The sequence below is a fragment of the Caulobacter sp. genome (assembly GCF_035254145.1).
In the GTDB taxonomy this organism is placed as follows: Bacteria; Pseudomonadota; Alphaproteobacteria; order Caulobacterales; family Caulobacteraceae; genus Caulobacter.
The window spans coordinates 1-16,019 of the sequence record NZ_DATFAV010000209.1 but is presented as its reverse complement, the minus strand read 5'-3'; the positions used below and the strand labels follow the sequence as shown (position 1 = coordinate 16,019).

16 protein-coding genes are annotated in these 16,019 nt (G+C 67.1%); 8 read left to right on the top strand and 8 right to left on the bottom strand.

Going from position 1 to position 16,019, the window contains the following annotated elements:
- The 3 genes from VJ655_RS21115 to VJ655_RS12760 form a co-directional block, all read left to right on the top strand.
- The coding region (locus VJ655_RS21115; RefSeq protein WP_414646977.1) for a hypothetical protein at positions 1 to 78 on the top strand (78 nt) is incomplete at its 5' end.
- A 190-nt stretch (positions 79 to 268) separates the two neighbouring features.
- Entirely contained in the window at positions 269 to 925 is a 657-nt protein-coding gene (locus VJ655_RS12765; RefSeq protein WP_324111618.1) for an outer-membrane lipoprotein carrier protein LolA, read from the top strand.
- 291 nt (positions 926 to 1,216) lie between these two features.
- Positions 1,217 to 2,023 (top strand): exodeoxyribonuclease III, encoded by an 807-nt coding sequence (locus tag VJ655_RS12760; protein ID WP_324111616.1) that lies wholly within the window; start codon positions 1,217 to 1,219, stop codon positions 2,021 to 2,023.
- Here the strand turns inward: VJ655_RS12760 and VJ655_RS12755 are convergent.
- Positions 2,020 to 2,892 carry an SDR family oxidoreductase gene (locus tag VJ655_RS12755; RefSeq protein WP_324111613.1) on the bottom strand — a complete coding sequence of 291 codons (873 nt, stop codon included), beginning with the start codon at positions 2,890 to 2,892 and terminating at the stop codon, positions 2,020 to 2,022. The genes VJ655_RS12760 and VJ655_RS12755 overlap by 4 nt on opposite strands.
- Positions 2,893 to 3,049: 157 nt before the next feature.
- Between VJ655_RS12755 and VJ655_RS12750 the strand changes: the two genes are divergently transcribed.
- On the top strand, positions 3,050 to 3,874 hold the full coding sequence (locus VJ655_RS12750) for a helix-turn-helix transcriptional regulator (protein WP_324111611.1): 825 nt from the start codon (positions 3,050 to 3,052) through the stop codon (positions 3,872 to 3,874).
- Here VJ655_RS12750 and VJ655_RS12745 read toward each other — a convergent pair.
- From VJ655_RS12745 to VJ655_RS12715, 7 genes are all read right to left on the bottom strand, one after another.
- The gene (locus VJ655_RS12745) at positions 3,871 to 5,682 is read right to left on the bottom strand and encodes a methyl-accepting chemotaxis protein (protein ID WP_324111610.1); all 1,812 of its coding nucleotides are present in this window, start codon (positions 5,680 to 5,682) and stop codon (positions 3,871 to 3,873) included. The genes VJ655_RS12750 and VJ655_RS12745 overlap by 4 nt on opposite strands.
- Positions 5,683 to 5,724: 42 nt before the next feature.
- Positions 5,725 to 7,143, bottom strand: coding sequence for an OprO/OprP family phosphate-selective porin (locus VJ655_RS12740; RefSeq protein ID WP_324111608.1), 1,419 nt, complete (start codon positions 7,141 to 7,143; stop codon positions 5,725 to 5,727).
- 283 nt (positions 7,144 to 7,426) lie between these two features.
- The gene (gene dnaQ / locus VJ655_RS12735; protein WP_324111606.1) at positions 7,427 to 8,140 is read right to left on the bottom strand and encodes a DNA polymerase III subunit epsilon; all 714 of its coding nucleotides are present in this window, start codon (positions 8,138 to 8,140) and stop codon (positions 7,427 to 7,429) included.
- Positions 8,141 to 8,171: 31 nt separating this feature from the next.
- A complete protein-coding gene (coaE, locus tag VJ655_RS12730) occupies positions 8,172 to 8,771 on the bottom strand; it encodes a dephospho-CoA kinase (protein ID WP_324111604.1) in 600 nt (199 codons plus the stop codon).
- Between the two features lie 2 nt (positions 8,772 to 8,773).
- Positions 8,774 to 9,631, bottom strand: a complete 858-nt coding sequence (gene aroE, locus VJ655_RS12725; RefSeq protein WP_324111602.1) for a shikimate dehydrogenase — start codon at positions 9,629 to 9,631, stop codon at positions 8,774 to 8,776.
- Entirely contained in the window at positions 9,628 to 10,227 is a 600-nt protein-coding gene (locus VJ655_RS12720; RefSeq protein WP_324111600.1) for a Maf family protein, read from the bottom strand. Before VJ655_RS12720 ends, aroE begins: the two co-directional genes overlap by 4 nt.
- On the bottom strand, positions 10,224 to 11,132 hold the full coding sequence (locus VJ655_RS12715; RefSeq protein WP_324111598.1) for a pyruvate, water dikinase regulatory protein: 909 nt from the start codon (positions 11,130 to 11,132) through the stop codon (positions 10,224 to 10,226). Before VJ655_RS12715 ends, VJ655_RS12720 begins: the two co-directional genes overlap by 4 nt.
- A 445-nt stretch (positions 11,133 to 11,577) precedes the next feature.
- Here VJ655_RS12715 and hemE point away from each other — a divergent pair, with 445 nt between their 5' ends.
- The 4 genes from hemE to rho all read left to right on the top strand — a co-directional run bounded on the left by hemE (position 11,578) and on the right by rho (position 15,944).
- Positions 11,578 to 12,636, top strand: a complete 1,059-nt coding sequence (hemE, locus tag VJ655_RS12710) for a uroporphyrinogen decarboxylase (protein WP_324111596.1) — start codon at positions 11,578 to 11,580, stop codon at positions 12,634 to 12,636.
- Complete coding sequence (gene hemH / locus VJ655_RS12705) at positions 12,633 to 13,673, top strand: ferrochelatase (RefSeq protein ID WP_324111594.1); 1,041 nt, start codon at positions 12,633 to 12,635, stop codon at positions 13,671 to 13,673. Before hemE ends, hemH begins: the two co-directional genes overlap by 4 nt.
- On the top strand, positions 13,634 to 14,137 hold the full coding sequence (locus VJ655_RS12700) for a CopD family protein (protein ID WP_324111592.1): 504 nt from the start codon (positions 13,634 to 13,636) through the stop codon (positions 14,135 to 14,137). The genes hemH and VJ655_RS12700 overlap by 40 nt, the downstream gene beginning before the upstream one ends.
- A 358-nt stretch (positions 14,138 to 14,495) precedes the next feature.
- The gene (gene rho / locus VJ655_RS12695) at positions 14,496 to 15,944 is read left to right on the top strand and encodes a transcription termination factor Rho (protein WP_324111590.1); all 1,449 of its coding nucleotides are present in this window, start codon (positions 14,496 to 14,498) and stop codon (positions 15,942 to 15,944) included.
- The last annotated feature ends 75 nt before the right edge of the window (positions 15,945 to 16,019 follow it).

Here is a 16,019-nt window from a genome sequence, read left to right as displayed (position 1 = left end):
GAAAAGGAAGGCGTCGTCGGCGCCGCCAACCACGCCGGCAAGCGCGAGATCCTGGCCCCGCCGCCGCCGGCGCTTTAGTAGCTGTCATCCTGGACAAGCGCGCAGCGCGCCGATCCGGGATGACATGATTTGTGCGAAGGGAAGGGCAACCTCGGCCTTTCATCCAGCGTTCCTTCGCCTCCCAACCTGAACGACGCTTCATCGGAGCGCCGGAAAATGGCCTCGCGGCGGCCTTCGCGCGGGCCAAGGTTGCGGCTAAGGAGTTCGCATGACCACTCGCCGTTTCCTCATCGCGGCCGGCATGGCCGCTGTCCTCGCCCCAGCTGGAATTCCCTCTGGAGCCTTGGCCCAGAACGCCGCGCCGGTTCCGGCCCCGCTGACCGCCGGGCAGAAGGCCCTGCTCGACAAGGCCACCGCCTATGTCCAGGGCCTGGGCTCGGCCAAGGGCCGCTTCGTGCAGACCGACCAGCGCGGCACGCGCACGCAGGGGACCTTCTATCTGCAGCGTCCAGGCAAGGCGCGCTTCGCCTATGATCCGCCCGCCGGGCTGCTGGTCGTGTCGAACGGCAACAACGTCAACATCTTCGACAGCCGGCTGAAGACCTATGAGAGCTATCCGCTCAGCAAGACGCCGCTGAACCTGCTGCTGGCCCGCGAGGTACGGCTGGACCGCGGCGTCGTGATCACCGACGTCCGCCCCCTGGCCGACGGCTTCACGATCGTGGCCCAGGACGCCAAACGCCAGGCGCTGGGCAAGATCTCGCTGGACTTCTCCAACAGCCCCGTCGGCCTGATGGGCTGGACCGTCACCGACATCAAGGGTGGCCAGATCCGCGTCCGGCTCACCGACTTCGGAGAGACCTCGGGTCTCGATCCCAAGCTGTTCGTCCTGACCGACCCGCGTCCGAAGACCGGCCGGCCCTAGTTTGTGACATTCTCACAACAGGCAAGAATCAACCCGACTTGCACTTGACTAAAAGTTTGGACGTGGCATATTTAACACGCATGGCGATGAGCGACCGACCCGCTCTTCGCGAACCGTGCCGGATTCTATCCCCTCCCGGCGGCGGCATGAGAGACTAGACTTTCGTCCCCCGGACACACGGTGTCCGGGGGCGTTTTTCTTTTGAACGCCGACACAAGGTCGGCTTGGGGACACACGGTGTCCGGGGGCGTTTTTCTTTTACGGCTCGGGTTTCCACGCTAGAGCCATTTCATGCGCCTCCGTATCGCCACCTGGAACGTCAATTCCGTCCGCCTCCGCGCCGAGCAGGCCGCCCGTTTCGTCGACGAGCAGGCCCCCGATGTCCTGTGCATGCAGGAGATCAAGTGCCAGGAGGGCGAGTTCCCGCGCGAAGCCTTCGAGGCCATGGGCCTGAAACACCTGAAGATCGCCGGCCAGAAGGGCTGGCACGGCGTGGCCATCGCCTCGCGCCTGCCGATCGAGGACGTCCCGACCCTGATGAACTGCCGCGAGGGCCACGCCCGCTGCGTCGCGGCCAAGGTGGCCGGGGTCGAGATCCAGAACTTCTACATCCCGGCCGGCGGCGACCTGCCCGACCGCGCCGCCAATCCGAAGTTCGACCACAAGCTCGATTTCTACGAGACCCTGACCGCGGCCCTGAAGCGTCGCGATCCCAAGGATCCGCTGATCGTCACCGGCGACCTGAACATCGCGCCCGGCGAGAACGACGTCTGGAGCCACCGCCAGATGCTGAAGATCGTCAGCCACACCCCGGCCGAGCTCGAGGCCTTCGACGCCATGGTCAAGTCGCTGGACCTCCTGGACCTGCCGCGCCTGGCCACGCCCGAGCCGGAAAAGCTGTTCAGCTGGTGGAGCTATCGCGCCGCCGACTTCCGAAAGTCCAACCGGGGCCTGCGCCTGGACCACATCCTGGCCAGCCCCGGCCTGCGCGAGGCGGCGATCGTGGACGGCAAGGCGTCCTCGCGCGTCCACGACAACGTCCGCGAATGGGAACGCCCCAGCGACCACGCGCCGGTGACGGCGGACCTGAAGGTCTAGCCGGCGAAATAGCCCGCGGTCCCCATGTCTTCGAGCAGCCCCGGCTGCGTCGGCGTCCAGCCCAGCGTCTGGCGCGTCCAGGCGCTGGAGGTCGCCGCGTCCATGCCCGCGAACATGGCGAACCAGCCGAAGTGCTCGGCGGCGCGACTCTCGACCGGCAGGCCCAGGCCCTTGCCGATCGCTTCGGCGATCACCTTGAACGGCACGGCCTGTTCGGCGACGGCGTGATAGCGCTCGCCCTTGGCGCCGCGTTCGATCGCCAGGCGATAGAGGCGGGCGGCGTCCAGACGATGCACGGCCGACCATGGGTTCGAGCCATCGCCGATATAGGCCGAGACGCCCTTCTCACGAGCCAGGCCGATCAGCATCGGCACGAAGCCGTGGTCGCCGGCGCCGTGGGTGGTCGGGGCCAGGCGGACGACCGAGGCGTGGACGCCGCGCGCGACCAGATCGTCGGCCGCCGGCTCTGACATGCGCGGCGAGGCGCCCGAGGGCCTGTCTTCCTCCGTGGCGACACGGCCGGGCGCCAGCATGGCCGTGCCCGACGTCACCAGGATCGGCTTGGCCGTACCTTCAAGCGCCGCGCCCAGGACCTGGATCGCCCGGCGATCCTGCTGGCTGTTCTCCGCGAACTTCGAGAAGTCGTGGTTGAAGGCGGTGTGGATCACGCCGTCGCAGGCGGCCGCGCTTTCGGTCAGCTTGTCCAGGTCGTCGAGGGTCCCGCGCACGGCTTCCGCGCCCGCCGCCTTCAGTTGGTCCGCGCCACTCTCCGATCGCGCCAGACCCAAAACCCGATGGCCATGAGCGAGCAGCTCCCGAACCACGGCCGATCCGACGAAGCCCGTGGCGCCGGTGACAAAAACACGCATGAGACTGATCTCCGAGATTTACCCGTTGATCCTGGGGTCTATGATCATCCTGTTAAAGTCGTGATCTTATACGGGTATAAAGTCTAACAGGATGAATGCGCCGACGACGAGCGAGAACCGCCTTTCCTCTGAAAGCAGGTTGGCCTCCGAAACCAAGTTGGCCTCTGAAGCCAGGTTGGGCGCCTACCTGCGCGACCGCCGCGCGCGGCTGGACGCCACGGCCCTTGGCTTCCCAGCGTCCCGACGGCGGACGCCAGGCCTGCGCCGCGAGGAGGTCGCCCAGCGCGCCCACATCAGCGCCACCTGGTACACCTGGCTGGAGCAAGGTCGAGGCGGCGCGCCGTCGGCGGACGTGCTGGACCGCATCGCCCGCGCTCTGATGCTGACCGACGTCGAGCGCGAGCATCTGTTCCTGCTGGGCCTGGGCCGGCCGCCGGAGCCGCGCTATCGCCAGGCCCAGGGTGTCTCGCCTCGCCTCCAGCGCGTCCTGGACGCCCTCGACCCCAGCCCGGCCATGATCAAGACCCTGACCTGGGACATCGTGGCCTGGAACCGAGCGGCCACCGTGGTCTTCGGCGACTACGGCGCCGCGCCGCCCGAAGAGCGCAACATCCTGCGGCGGATCTTCTGCGATCCCCGGTCGCGCGCGGCGAACTTCGACTGGGAAAGCGTGGCGCGATTTGTCGTGGCCGCGTTCCGGGTCGACGTGGCGCGAGCCGGGGCGATGGCCGAGGCGACCGCCGCCGCCCTGGTCGAGGAGCTCAGCCTGCGCAGTCCCGAGTTCGCCGCGCTGTGGGCTGCTCATGACGTCAGCCATCACGGCGAAGGCGTCAAACGGCTCCGGCATCCGCAGCTCGGCGAGATGTCCTTCGAATATTCGGCCTTCGCGGTCGAGGGACGGCCCGATCTTGCGATGATCGTCTACAATCCAACGACGCCCGAGGACGCCGACCGCATCGGCGCCTTGCTCGCCGAGGATTAGGCCGCCAGCGCTCGAGCCGCCTGCTCGCCGACCTTGAACTGGCTCATCAGGCGGGCCAGTTCGTCGGCCTCGGTGGCCAGGCCGTGGCTGGCGGCGGTGGACTGCTCGACCATGGCGGCGTTCTGCTGCGTCACCTGATCCATCTGGTTGACGGCGACGTTCACCTGACCCAGGCCCGTGGCCTGCTCTTGGGCGGAGGCCGCGATCTCGCGCACGATCGTGCTGACGTCGAGAACCTGGGCGACGATGCTCTCCAGCGCCTTGCCGGTCTGGCCGACCAGGTCGACGCCGACGGTGACCTGGTTGGTCGACAGGTTGATCAGCGACTTGATTTCCTTGGCCGCGTCGGCTGAGCGCTGGGCCAGGGCCCGCACTTCCTGGGCGACGACCGCGAAGCCTCGGCCGGCCTCGCCCGCCCGCGCCGCCTCGACCCCGGCGTTCAGGGCCAAGAGGTTGGTCTGGAAGGCGATCTCGTCGATCACGCCGATGATCTGGGTGATCTGGTGCGAGCTCTGCTCGATCTCGGTCATGGCCGTCACCGCCCGCTCGGCGATCTGACCGCCGTTCTCGGCGTCGGTCTTGGCGCCGCTGACCGCGGTGCGGGCATGGCTCGCGCCCTCGGCGGTCTTGTTGACGGTGGCGGTGATCTCTTCGAGCGCCGCGGCGGTCTCTTCGAGGCTGGCCGCCTGCTGCTCGGTGCGGCGCGACAGGTCGTCCGAGGCCACAGAGATCTCCCGCGCGCCGCCGCTGATCGTCATCACGGCGTTGCGCACGCCCGAGATGACCGTCTCCAGCTTGGCGATGGAGGCGTTGAAGTCTTCCTTCAGCTGCTCGGACTTGGCCGCCAGGGGCTCGGTGATGCGATGGGTCAGGTCGCCGGTCGACAGCGCGTGCAGACCACGGCCCAGCGCCTCGATCACCGCGCGATCCTCGGCCGCCTCGCGCGCCCGCTGGCTCTCGGTCTTGGCGCGCTCGGCCTCGCCGGCCTCGCGCATGGCGCTGGTTTCCTTCTCGAGACGGATGGCCTTGAGGCTGTTTTCCTTGAAGGTCTCGAACGCGCGCGACAGCGAACCGACCTCGTCGGCGCGATCGCGGTCGGGGACCTCGACGTCGAAATCGCCGTCGGCCAGCCGCAGCATCGACTGGGTCATCCGGCCGACCGGGGCGGCGACCAGCGTCGTCAGTTGCCAGCCCATGCCCACGGCGATGACCACGAGGCCCACGCCGCCGCCGATCAGGACGGCGAGCGACGAGAAGATCGCCCGATGCTGGGCGGCCTCCCGCACGGCCATGCGGCCCTGCTCGATCTTGCGGATCGCCGTGACCTTTTTCGTGATGTGGGTCACCCGCGCCTTTTCGCCGGCGGCGATCAGGGTCTCGCGACCCGCGTCGCGCCGGGCCGGATCCAGGGCGGCTTCGGTCAGGGGCGCGCCGTACTGGTCCAGCCACTGCTTGGCGTCGGCCTTGACCGTGGCCAGGGCCGTCTTTTCCTCGGCGGTCAGGTTGGAGCCTTCGAGCTTGGCGATCGCCTCGTCGAACTGCTTCCAGCCTTCGGTGTAGGAGCCCATGTATTTGGCGCTGCCGGTCAGCAACACCCCGCGCATCTGGGAGTTGACGCGCAGAACGCCCTTCTCGGCGGTCTGGGTCTGGTCGATGATCGACTTGCTCTCATCGTTCAGGCGGATGGCCTGTTGCATGCCCGTCAACTGAAGGAAGACGCTGAGGATCATCGCCACCGCGGCGCCCAGCAGCAGGCCAAACGACAGCATGATCTTGTTACGGATCGAGATGTTCTTCAGGAAGGACATGCAATAGGTCTCCAGACAACCAAGAAGCGCCGAGGTCGCCGGTTAGAATTCGATCTGGGTCCGGGCCTGGAAGACGGTCACGTCCGCGTCGTTCTCCAGCGTTCCGATCGGACGGTTGTTGATCTTGGCCCGGGTGACGTTCGCCATGAAGCGGACGTTGCTGTAGGGGTACCAGTTCAGACCCGCCGTCACGCCCTTGTAGGTCCCGGCCGTGGCCAGGCCAGGCTGGCTGGCCAGGGCGGTCGCGGTGTTGGCGCGCATGTCGCTCAGATCGCCGTAGTCGTAGCGCAGGGCCAGTTCGTAGGCGCCCATGCCGCCCTTGTCGATCGGATGCAGGACCTTGATCTTCCCGAACAGGCCGCCGGCGCTGTAGGGCCGCGTCTCGCCGGTCGGGAACCAGCTGACCGCCGCGTAGCCGGTGACGATATCGAAGTCCTGGCCGCCGTTGGCGGCGCTCAGCGCGGTGGCGATGCGGTCGACGTGGACATTGGCGACTTCGCCCTGAACCGACAGGCTCTTGCGGGCCCAGGCGGCTTCGACACCCAGGGTCGTGTCGCTCTTGCCCACCGCGCCGGTCGACAGCAGCACGCCGCCGGCCGAGGTCTGCGGGCGATAGGCGCTGTTGCCGGCGCTCGAATAGGTGAAGGCGGTCTCGCCGCCGACGTCGCGATAGCGAGCCCAGGCGCCCAGGTGGACGGTGTCGGTCGGGGTCATGACCGGGGCCCACGAGACACGGGCCATGGCGCCCGAGCGCTCCTTGGCGTTGTTGACGTCGTAGGCGGCGGCGGAAGCGTCGGCCTTGTTGATGGAGTCGCCCTGCAGCGCGGCGCGGACGGACCAGTTGCGGCCCACGTGCGTGGCCTGGGCCGCCAGCACGAACCCGGCGTCGGTCAGGTCGCCGAACGGCCCGCGCTCCATGAAGGTCATGGTCTTGATCGAGGTGAGGTTCTCGAGACCGCCGACCTTCTGGTTGCCCAGCGTCAGCAGCGTGCCGCCCTTGGTCTTGTATTCGACGACCGCGTCGTCCCAGGCCCAGCCCGAGCCGTTCGCCGCGCCGCCTTCCAGGCGATACGCCCAGGGGCCGACCTGGCCCTCGGCGCCGAGGAACAGCTGACGAGCCCGGAATTGGCGGGACTTGTAGGACGCGCCCGTCTCGCGATCGACGTTGACGTCGACGGCGTCCAGCATGACCCGGCCGCGCATCTTGAAGGTCGTGCCGCTGGCTTCGGTGAAGCGCGGCGAGTTTTCCCACTTGATCTGGGTCACGCCGGCCGCCGGCGCGGCCTTGGTCGCGGCGGGAGCCGGGGCGGCGGTCGCCACCGCTGTCGGCGCGGGCGCGTTGGCCTTGGCTTCCAAGGCCTGGATCCGCTCCTGCATGACGCGGATCTGCGCCTTCAGTTCTTCCAGGACGACGGCGTCCGCCTTGGGCGCTTCTTGCGCGGAGGCGACGCTGGCCAGCATGGTGGCCGCGAACAGAGTTACGGGAAATATTTTTCGCACGTCAGATCGCCCTGTTTTCCTAGAAAACGAGAATTATTGGGCGAAGTGGATCGGTCAGGCCGGTGAATTCGTGATTAATACATCATCGGGCGCGACAATATGACCTAGACAATGCGCGTATCAGGACATTTTCTGTCCTAGATTTGGGTTTCCGCCTATCAACCGGACTTTCTACCTCTTTCGTTGAGGCGTCCGAGTCGATCAACCTCATGATCACCTGGAAGACAGCGTCCTGTCCCAGGGCTTAGCCCTCGGCGGCGACCACGCCGAACTTGATCCAGAGCGCCTGGTCCTTGAGGTTCTTTCGCACCCAGGCGGCGTGAACCTCGCGCTCGGCGTCGGTCGAGCGCGGCGCGAGCGGCCGGGAGCGAGCCCCGTACGAGCCCTGAACGGCCGCCGAGATCGCCAGCGCCTCGACCGTGTGGGTCAGTTCGAGGGCCCGTTCCTTGCCGCCCTGCAGCTCTAGATAGACCTCGGCCAGCAGGTGGGCGTCGATCAGGGCGCCGTGCTTGTCGCGGCTTTCCAGGCTGATCTTGAAGCGTTTGCACAGCGCGTCGAGCGAGTTGTACATGCCCGGAAAGCGCTTCTTGGCCATGGCCAGGGTGTCGATCCAGCGGTCGTCGTGGATCGGCGCGCGGCCGCACTTCTGCAGCTCGAAATTGACGAACTGGCGGTCGAAGGCGGCGTTGTGCGCGACGACCACGCTGTCGCCGACGAACTCGACGAAGCGGTCGGCGACCTCGTGGAACTTGGGCTTGCCGGTCAGGAAGGCCGACGACAGACCGTGAACCTTCTCGGCCTCGGCCGGCATGTCGCGCAACGGATCGCAATATTCGTGGAACGAACGGCCGGTCGGCATGAAGTCGATCACCTCGATGCAGCCGATTTCGACCAGACGGTCGCCCGTCTTGGGATCGAAGCCGGTCGTTTCGGTGTCGAGGATGATCTCGCGGGCCATGGCCCTTCTTTGAGCCGGTTCGACCCGCGCTTCAAGCGGAGCGGGAAGTTCTCAACAGAGTCAGAAGGTCGCGGACCTGCTGGCGAGCGTGCTCCAGGCCCTGGCCCGTATCGATGACGAAGTCGGCGCGGGCGCGCTTTTCGGCGTCGGGCAGCTGACGGGCGAGGATGGCCTCGAACTTCTCGGGCGTCATGTCCGGACGGGCCAGGACGCGCGCGCGCTGGACCTCGGGCGGGGCGGTGACGACGACGACCTTGTCGACGCTCTTCTGGCCACCGGTCTCGAACAGCAGGGGGACGTCGAGGACGACGATGTCGCGCCCCTCGGCCTGCGCCTTCTGGAAGAAGCCGATCCGGTCGGCGCCGACCAGCGGATGGACGATCGACTCCAGCTTGGCCAGAGCCTGCGGATCGCCCACGACCCGGGCGCTGAGCCTGGCGCGGTCGATCGCGCCGTCGACCACCACGCCCGGAAAGGCCGCCTCGACCGGGGCGACGGCCGCCCCGCCGGCGGCGTACAGCGCATGGACGGCGGCGTCGGAGTCGTAGACGGGCGCGCCCTCGGCCTCGAACATGGCCGAGGTCGTGGACTTGCCCATGCCGATCGAACCGGTCAGGCCCAGCACAAGCATGATCAGGCTTCTCCCAGGAGTTTCAGAGCCATGGCGCGAACGTCGACGCCGGCCGGCGGCGCGACGCCGTAGATCGCCTCGAACGAGGGGACAGCCTGGCGAAGCAGCATTTCGAGACCATCGACCGTACGCCGGCCGGCCGCTTCGGCGCGACGCAGGAATTCGGTGCGCAGCGGCTTGTAGACCATGTCCACGACCACGGCGGCCGCGGGCGTCAGGGTCAGGTCCGCCGCCGGACCCTCGCCGCCGCCCAGACCCAGGGACGTGGCGTTGATGACCAGGCCCGCGTCGGCCAGCAGCCGGGGCAGGGTGGCCTCCTCGGCCGCGACCACCTTGGCGCCGAAAGCCTCGGCCAGGTCCTCGGCCCGGGCCAGGGTGCGGTTGACGATCCGGATCTCGGGCGCGCCGGCCAGCAGCAGGGCGGCCACCGCGCCCCGCGCCGCGCCCCCCGCGCCGAGGATGACCACCGGCGCGGCCGAGACCTCGAAGCCCGAAGCCTGCGCCGCGATCGCGCCCAGAAGGCCCGGTCCGTCGGTGTTGTCGGCATGGACCGAGCCATCCTCGGCGAAGATCAGCAGATTCGCCGCGCCGGCCATCTTCGCCAGGTCGCTGGCGGTGTCGGCCAGGGCCAGCGCCCGCTCCTTGAACGGAATGGTCACGTTGAGGCCCCGAACCGCGCCGCCGCGCAGGCCCTCGACGAAGGTCTCGAACCGCTCGGCGGCCGGGGCGAACGGCACATAGGCCGCGTCGAGGCCGGCGGCCTGGATCCAGGCGTTGTGGATCACCGGACTCATCGAATGCCGGATCGGCTGGCCGCAGACGCCGCCGACGACCGCCGCGCCCGTGATGGTCGAACTCATGACGCGAGCGCTCCGTGCAGGCGCAGGAAGTCGAGCAGACCCACCAGCGGCAGGCCCAGTATGGCGAAGTAGTCCCCGTCGACCTGGTCGAACAGCTGCACGCCCTCGCTTTCGAGTTCGTAGCAGCCGACCGACCACAGCAGGGCCTCGCCGCGTCGCTCTATATACTGGTCGAGCCACGCCTCGCTGAATGGGCGGACCGACAGTTTGGCCGTCTCGACGATCCGCCAGATCGGCTGGCCGTCGCGGGCCACCACCACGGCCGAGTGCAGCTTGTGGACCTGGCCGCGCAGCTCCAGCAGGCGGGCGCGGGCCTCGTCCAGAGTGTCGACCTTGTCGATCAGCTTGCCACGCAGATCCAGCGTCTGGTCCGCGCCGATGACCAGGCCCGGCCGCTTGGCCGAAACCTTGACGGCCTTCATCTCGGCCAGGGCGTCGGCGATATCGCGCGGCGGAACGCCTTCGGCCAGCAGGGCGGCCTTGGCCGCATCCTCGTCGACGCCAGGACTGACCGCCTCGAAGGCGACTCCGGCGTTTTTGAGGATCATCTGCCGGGTCGCGCTCTTCGACGCCAGGGTCACGGGCGTCAGCGTCATCCCAGGACCTCGACCTTGCCACGACCGCCTGACAGCAGGTTGATCACCGCCGCGGCCGTCTCCTCGACCGAACGGCGGGTGATGTCGATCACCGGCCAGTTCATCCGTTCGAACAGGCGGCGGGCGGCGATGATCTCCTGGCGCACGGCGTCGGCGTCGACATAGTCGCTCTCGCGGTTCTCCTTCAGGGAGAGCAGGCGGTTGCGGCGGATCTGGATCAGGCGGTCGGGCGAGGTGATCAGGCCGACGATCAGGGTGTTCTTCAGCTCGAACAGCTCGGACGGCGGCGGCCGGTCGGGGATCAGCGGGACATTGGCGGCGCGCACGCCCCGATGGGCCAGATAGATGCAGGTCGGGGTCTTGGAGGTCCGCGACACCCCGACCAGGATCACGTCGGCCCTTGTCAGGTCCTGGCCGCCCTGGCCGTCATCGTGGGCGATGGCGTAGTCCAGCGCCTCGATCCGGTCGAAGTAGTCATTGGTCAGGGCGTGCTGGGCGCCGACCCGGGTCGAAATCCGCGCGCCCAGATAGCGCGACATGGCGCTGATGACCGGATCCAACGCCGCGATGCAGGGCATCTCAAGACGTCGGCAGCCTTCCTCCAGCGCCGTGCGCAGGCCGGGATCGACGATGGTGTGCATCACCACGCCCGGCGCGCCGGCGATCTCTTCCAGCGCCCGGTCCAACTGCCGGGTGGAACGGACCAGCGCGTAGATGTGTTCGATGGGCAGGATGTCGGTGAACCGGGCGCAGACCGCGCGCGCCATGGCGTTGAGGGTTTCGCCCGTGGAGTCCGACACCAGGTGGATATGGAAATAGGTGGCGAAGCGCGGCGGCAACCGCTCGCTCTCGCCTCCGGTCGCCAGACTCTCCTGTGGATCATCCGTTAACGGTTGTTTAACCACTTGTCCTGCCTCTGGGGACGCCCGGGCGCCGATCTGGCCCAGAGGCGTCGTGTCATAGCGCCGCTGTGATAAACGGTCGCATTGCTCGCCTACCATCCCCAGGCTCGCCCCGCATCCCAGAAGTCTTGAATCCCACTTGTCCCAAACCGGGGACGAGTCTGGCGAAGGGTCTTTGACGTCGCCGGCGCGATTAAGATTTCATTAAGACCTTCAAGGCCCTGCCAAGCCGTCCACAGGATTAACAGAGTCTTAACCACATGTGGGAAGGGCTGGGGGCAACGGTCCATTCGGTGTGGGATTCACTCGCCCGTCAGGCGTTTTCCCCACTGTGCAGTTGCCCTCCAACCGCTTCTTTCAATCTTAATTTCTTATTAAGAAATGATAGAAAGGACCTGGGACGCTTACGGACTTGAGCCGGAGCGCTGGCCGGGCTTTAACCCAGGCCATGACCTCGTCCTCCCAGACACCAAACGCCAAGACCCCGAAATTTCTCTCCGCGCTCTCCGGCGAGACGCATGCCAATCCTCCGATCTGGTTCATGCGCCAAGCGGGCCGGTACCTGCCCGAGTACAGGGCGGTGCGGGCGACGGCGCCGGACTTCATCAGCTTCTGCTTCGATCCCGAGAAGGCGGCCGAGGTGACGCTGCAGCCGATGCGGCGGTTTCCATTCGACGCGGCCATCGTCTTCGCCGACATCCTGCTGATCCCCGGCGCCCTGGGCCAGAAGGTCTGGTTCGAGGCCGGCGAAGGTCCCAAGCTGGGCGAGATGCCATCGGTCGAGTCCATGGCCGAAAGGGCTGGGGAAGCGGGCAAGGCCCTCTCGCTCGTCGGGGAGACGCTCACGCGCGTTCGCTCGGCGCTTGATCCGCGGAAGGCCCTGATCGGCTTCGCCGGCGCGCCGTGGACGGTGGCGACCTACATGATCGAGAAGGGCTCCAGCGACCGCAGCGGCGCGCGAACCTTCGCCTACCAGAACCCCGAGACGACCGACGCGCTGATCCAGGTGCTGGTCGACTCGACGATCGACTATCTGGCCATGCAGGTCGACGCCGGCGCACAAGCCGTGAAGCTGTTCGAAAGCTGGGCCGAGGGCCTGTCCGAGCCGTTGTTCGACCGCCTGGTCACCAAGCCGCACACGAAGATCGTCGAGGGCCTGCGGGCGCGCGGCGTCACCGTGCCGATCATCGGCTTCCCGCGCGGAGCCGGGACCCTGGTCGAGGGCTATGCCGCAGAGGTTCCGGTGCAGGGCGTGGCGCTCGACACCCAGGCCTCGGCCAAGCTGGGTCAATCGATCCAGAAATCGAAGACTATCCAGGGGGCTCTGGATCCGCTGCTGCTGCGGGCCGGCGGCGATGCGCTGCTCAAGCGGGTCGACGAGCTTCTGGATCAGTGGAACCAGGGCCCCTACATCTTCAATCTGGGCCACGGCATCCTGCCGGACACCCCCATCGCCCACGTCGAGGCGGTGCTGGAGCGCGTGACGGGCCAGAAGGTCGCCAGATGAGCCGAAAGCTCGCCGTCGTCCTGTTCAACCTCGGCGGGCCGGATGGTCCGCGCGCGGTGCGGCCGTTCCTGTTCAACCTGTTCCGCGATCCGGCGATCATCGGCCTGCCCGCGATCGCCCGCTATCCGCTGGCGGCGTTGATCTCGACCGCCCGCGAGAAGACCGCCAAGGCCAACTACGCGATCATGGGCGGCGGCTCGCCGCTGCTGCCCGAGACGGAGGCGCAGGCCAAGGCGCTCGAGGCCGAGCTGGCCAGGGTGCTGCCCGAGGTCGAGGCCCGGTGCTTCATCGCCATGCGCTACTGGAACCCGCTGACGGGCGAGACGGCCAGGCGCGTGAAGGCCTTCGCGCCGGATGACGTCGTGCTGCTGCCGCTCTATCCGCAGTTCTCGACGACGACGACCGGATCGTCGCTGAAGGCTTGGCGCGAGACCTACAAGGGGCCCGGCCGCGAGACGACCGTCTGCTGCTACCCGACGCAGGACGGCCTGATCGAAGCCCACGCCCAGGCGATCCGCGAGACCTGGGAAAAGGCCGGTTCGCCCAGGAACGTCAGGCTGCTGTTCTCGGCCCATGGCCTTCCCGAGAAGGTGATCCTGGCCGGCGATCCCTACCAGAAGCAGATCGAGGCCACGGCCGCGGCCGTCGCCGCCCGATTGCCGGCCGATCTGGACTGGACCGTCTGCTACCAGAGCCGGGTCGGGCCGATGAAGTGGATTGGTCCGTCCACCGACGAGGAGATCCGCCGGGCCGGCGCCGAGGGCAAAGGGGTGATGGTCACGCCGATCGCCTTCGTCTCCGAGCATGTCGAGACGCTGGTCGAGCTGGATCACGAATACGCCGAACTGGCCAAGGAGGTTGGCGCGGCGCCCTATGTGCGGGTTCCGGCGCTGGGGCCCGCGCCGGTGTTCATCGACGGCCTGGCCAAGGCGGTGAGCCAGGCGCTGGCGCGAAGCGGTTCGACCGCGCCGGCCTGCGGCTGGCGCTGCGGTGCTGAATGGTCCAAGTGTCCGCGCAAAGAGGGAGCTGCGGCGTGATGGATTTCCTGGTGGCGCACTTCAACCTGGTGCGCGGTCTTCACATCCTGTCGGTCATCGCCTTCATGGCCGGGATGCTCTATCTGCCGCGCCTGTTCGTCTATCACACCAAGGCCGCGCCGGGCTCGGAGATGGACGAGACCTTCAAGGTCATGGAGCGCCGGCTGCTGCGTGGGATCATTAATCCCGCCTCGATCGCGACGGCGCTGTTCGGCCTGGGCCTGATCCTGGCCGACAGCCAGATCCGCGGCTGGGGCTTCTTGGCCGAGCCTTGGATGGCGACCAAGCTGGTCGCTTTGGTCGGCCTCTACGGCTGGCACGGCTTCCTGTCGGCCTCGCGCAAGAAGTTCGAGAAGGGCCAGAACGTCCGCTCGGAGAAGTTCTGGCGGATCACCAACGAGATCCCGTTCGTGCTGGCGATCGTCATCGTCATCGCGGTGACGACCAAGTTCCTGAACCACTAGAGCCCTTCCCATCTGATTGAACGATCCGATCGGGCAGAATGGCTCCACCTCCAAGGTTTGGAGCGATCCGATCACCGCTTCACACTGATCGGAAAACGCTCCAGGCGGTCGCGGCGCTTGACCCGCCGCCCGCCGCGTGGTTTGCATCCGAGACGGGTTCACGCGTTGTGAACCCTTTCCTTCACGGACCGGCGCCCGTCCTGGCGCGCCCCGCGAGCGATCCGCTCCAAGGTCTGTCCCCCTAACGATCCGCGTCATCGTCAATCGACGCGCATGTCCCGGTATGACCGGGCGTGATCCATGAAGTTCTACCGGCCGGATTCCGTCGTGGGGTCCGCGCCCACCCTTGAGTCTTGTCATGACCGAAGAAACCGAAAACCAGATCACCTCCTCGGAAGGTATGGGCGCCGAAGAGGCGACCATCGAAGACACCGTCGCGGACACCGCCGACGTCGCCACCGAAGCCTCCGTCGAATCGGAAGGCGAGGGCGAAGGCGACGATGACGGCTCCGGCATCGCCGAGGCCGTCGCGGCCCTGGGCTTGAAGTCGATGTCCCTGCAGGAGCTGAAGGAGAAATCCCCGGCCGACCTGCTGGCGTTCGCCGAGACCTTCGAGGTCGAGAACGCCAACTCCATGCGCAAGCAGGACATGATGTTCGCCATCCTGAAGACTCTCGCCGAAGAAGGCGTGGAGATCTCGGGGTCGGGCACCATGGAAGTGCTGCAGGACGGCTTCGGCTTCCTGCGCTCGCCGGAAGCCAACTATCTGCCGGGCCCGGACGACATCTACGTCTCGCCCTCGCAGATTCGCAAGTATGGCCTGCGGACCGGCGACAGCGTCGACGGCGCCATCCGCTCACCGCGTGAAGGCGAGCGCTACTTCGCCCTGACCAATGTCTCGAAGATCAATTTCGAGAGCCCCGAGAACGTGCGCCACAAGGTGCACTTCGACAACCTGACGCCGCTCTATCCCGAAGAGCGCCTGAACATGGAGCTGCCCGATCCGACCGTGAAGGATCGCTCGGGCCGCGTGATCGACATCGTCGCGCCGCTGGGCAAGGGTCAGCGCTGCCTGATCGTCGCCCCGCCGCGCGTGGGTAAGACGGTCATGCTGCAGAACATCGCCAAGTCGATCGAGACCAATCACCCCGAGTGCTACCTGATCGTCCTCTTGATCGACGAGCGCCCGGAAGAAGTCACCGACATGCAGCGCACGGTGAAGGGCGAGGTCATCGCCTCGACCTTCGACGAACCGGCGACCCGCCACGTCCAGGTGGCCGAGATGGTCATCGAGAAGGCCAAGCGCTTGGTCGAGCACAAGCGCGACGTCGTCATCCTGCTGGACTCGGTCACCCGTCTGGGCCGCGCCTACAACACCACCGTCCCGTCGTCGGGCAAGGTGCTGACCGGCGGTGTCGACGCCAACGCCCTGCAGCGCCCGAAGCGCTTCTTCGGCGCGGCGCGGAACGTGGAGGAGGGCGGTTCGCTATCGATCATCGCCACGGCCCTGATCGACACCGGCAGCCGGATGGACGAAGTCATCTTCGAAGAGTTCAAGGGCACCGGTAACTCGGAAATCGTCCTGGACCGCAAGGTGGCCGACAAGCGCATCTTCCCGGCGATCGACGTGCTCAAGTCCGGCACCCGCAAGGAAGAGCTCATCACGCCGCGCGACCAGCTGCAGAAGACCTATGTCCTGCGCCGCATCCTCAACCCGATGGGCGCCTCGGACGCGATCGAGTTCCTGCTCGACAAGCTGCGCCAGTCGAAGACCAACGGCGACTTCTTCCAGTCGATGAACACCTGAGTCCAGCTGGACTCAGTCGAGAGACGCGAAAGGCCCCGGAGCGATCCGGGGCCTTTTTTGTCGTCTTCGATCCTC

Bases quoted from the DNA above. Each gene is read 5' to 3' on its own strand.
- rho (WP_324111590.1), top strand. From the start codon at position 14,496: ATGACCGAAGAAACCGAAAACCAGATCACCTCCTCGGAAGGTATGGGC.
- coaE (WP_324111604.1), bottom strand. From the start codon at position 8,771: ATGCTTGTGCTGGGCCTGACCGGTTCGATCGGCATGGGCAAGTCCACG.
- VJ655_RS12700 (WP_324111592.1), top strand. From the start codon at position 13,634: ATGGTCCAAGTGTCCGCGCAAAGAGGGAGCTGCGGCGTGATGGATTTC.
- VJ655_RS12745 (WP_324111610.1), bottom strand. From the start codon at position 5,682: ATGTCCTTCCTGAAGAACATCTCGATCCGTAACAAGATCATGCTGTCG.
- aroE (WP_324111602.1), bottom strand. From the start codon at position 9,631: ATGAGTTCGACCATCACGGGCGCGGCGGTCGTCGGCGGCGTCTGCGGC.
- VJ655_RS12720 (WP_324111600.1), bottom strand. From the start codon at position 10,227: ATGACGCTGACGCCCGTGACCCTGGCGTCGAAGAGCGCGACCCGGCAG.
- VJ655_RS12755 (WP_324111613.1), bottom strand. From the start codon at position 2,892: ATGCGTGTTTTTGTCACCGGCGCCACGGGCTTCGTCGGATCGGCCGTG.
- hemE (WP_324111596.1), top strand. From the start codon at position 11,578: ATGACCTCGTCCTCCCAGACACCAAACGCCAAGACCCCGAAATTTCTC.
- VJ655_RS12740 (WP_324111608.1), bottom strand. From the start codon at position 7,143: ATGCTGGCCAGCGTCGCCTCCGCGCAAGAAGCGCCCAAGGCGGACGCC.
- VJ655_RS12765 (WP_324111618.1), top strand. From the start codon at position 269: ATGACCACTCGCCGTTTCCTCATCGCGGCCGGCATGGCCGCTGTCCTC.
- VJ655_RS12760 (WP_324111616.1), top strand. From the start codon at position 1,217: ATGCGCCTCCGTATCGCCACCTGGAACGTCAATTCCGTCCGCCTCCGC.
- dnaQ (WP_324111606.1), bottom strand. From the start codon at position 8,140: ATGGCCCGCGAGATCATCCTCGACACCGAAACGACCGGCTTCGATCCC.
- hemH (WP_324111594.1), top strand. From the start codon at position 12,633: ATGAGCCGAAAGCTCGCCGTCGTCCTGTTCAACCTCGGCGGGCCGGAT.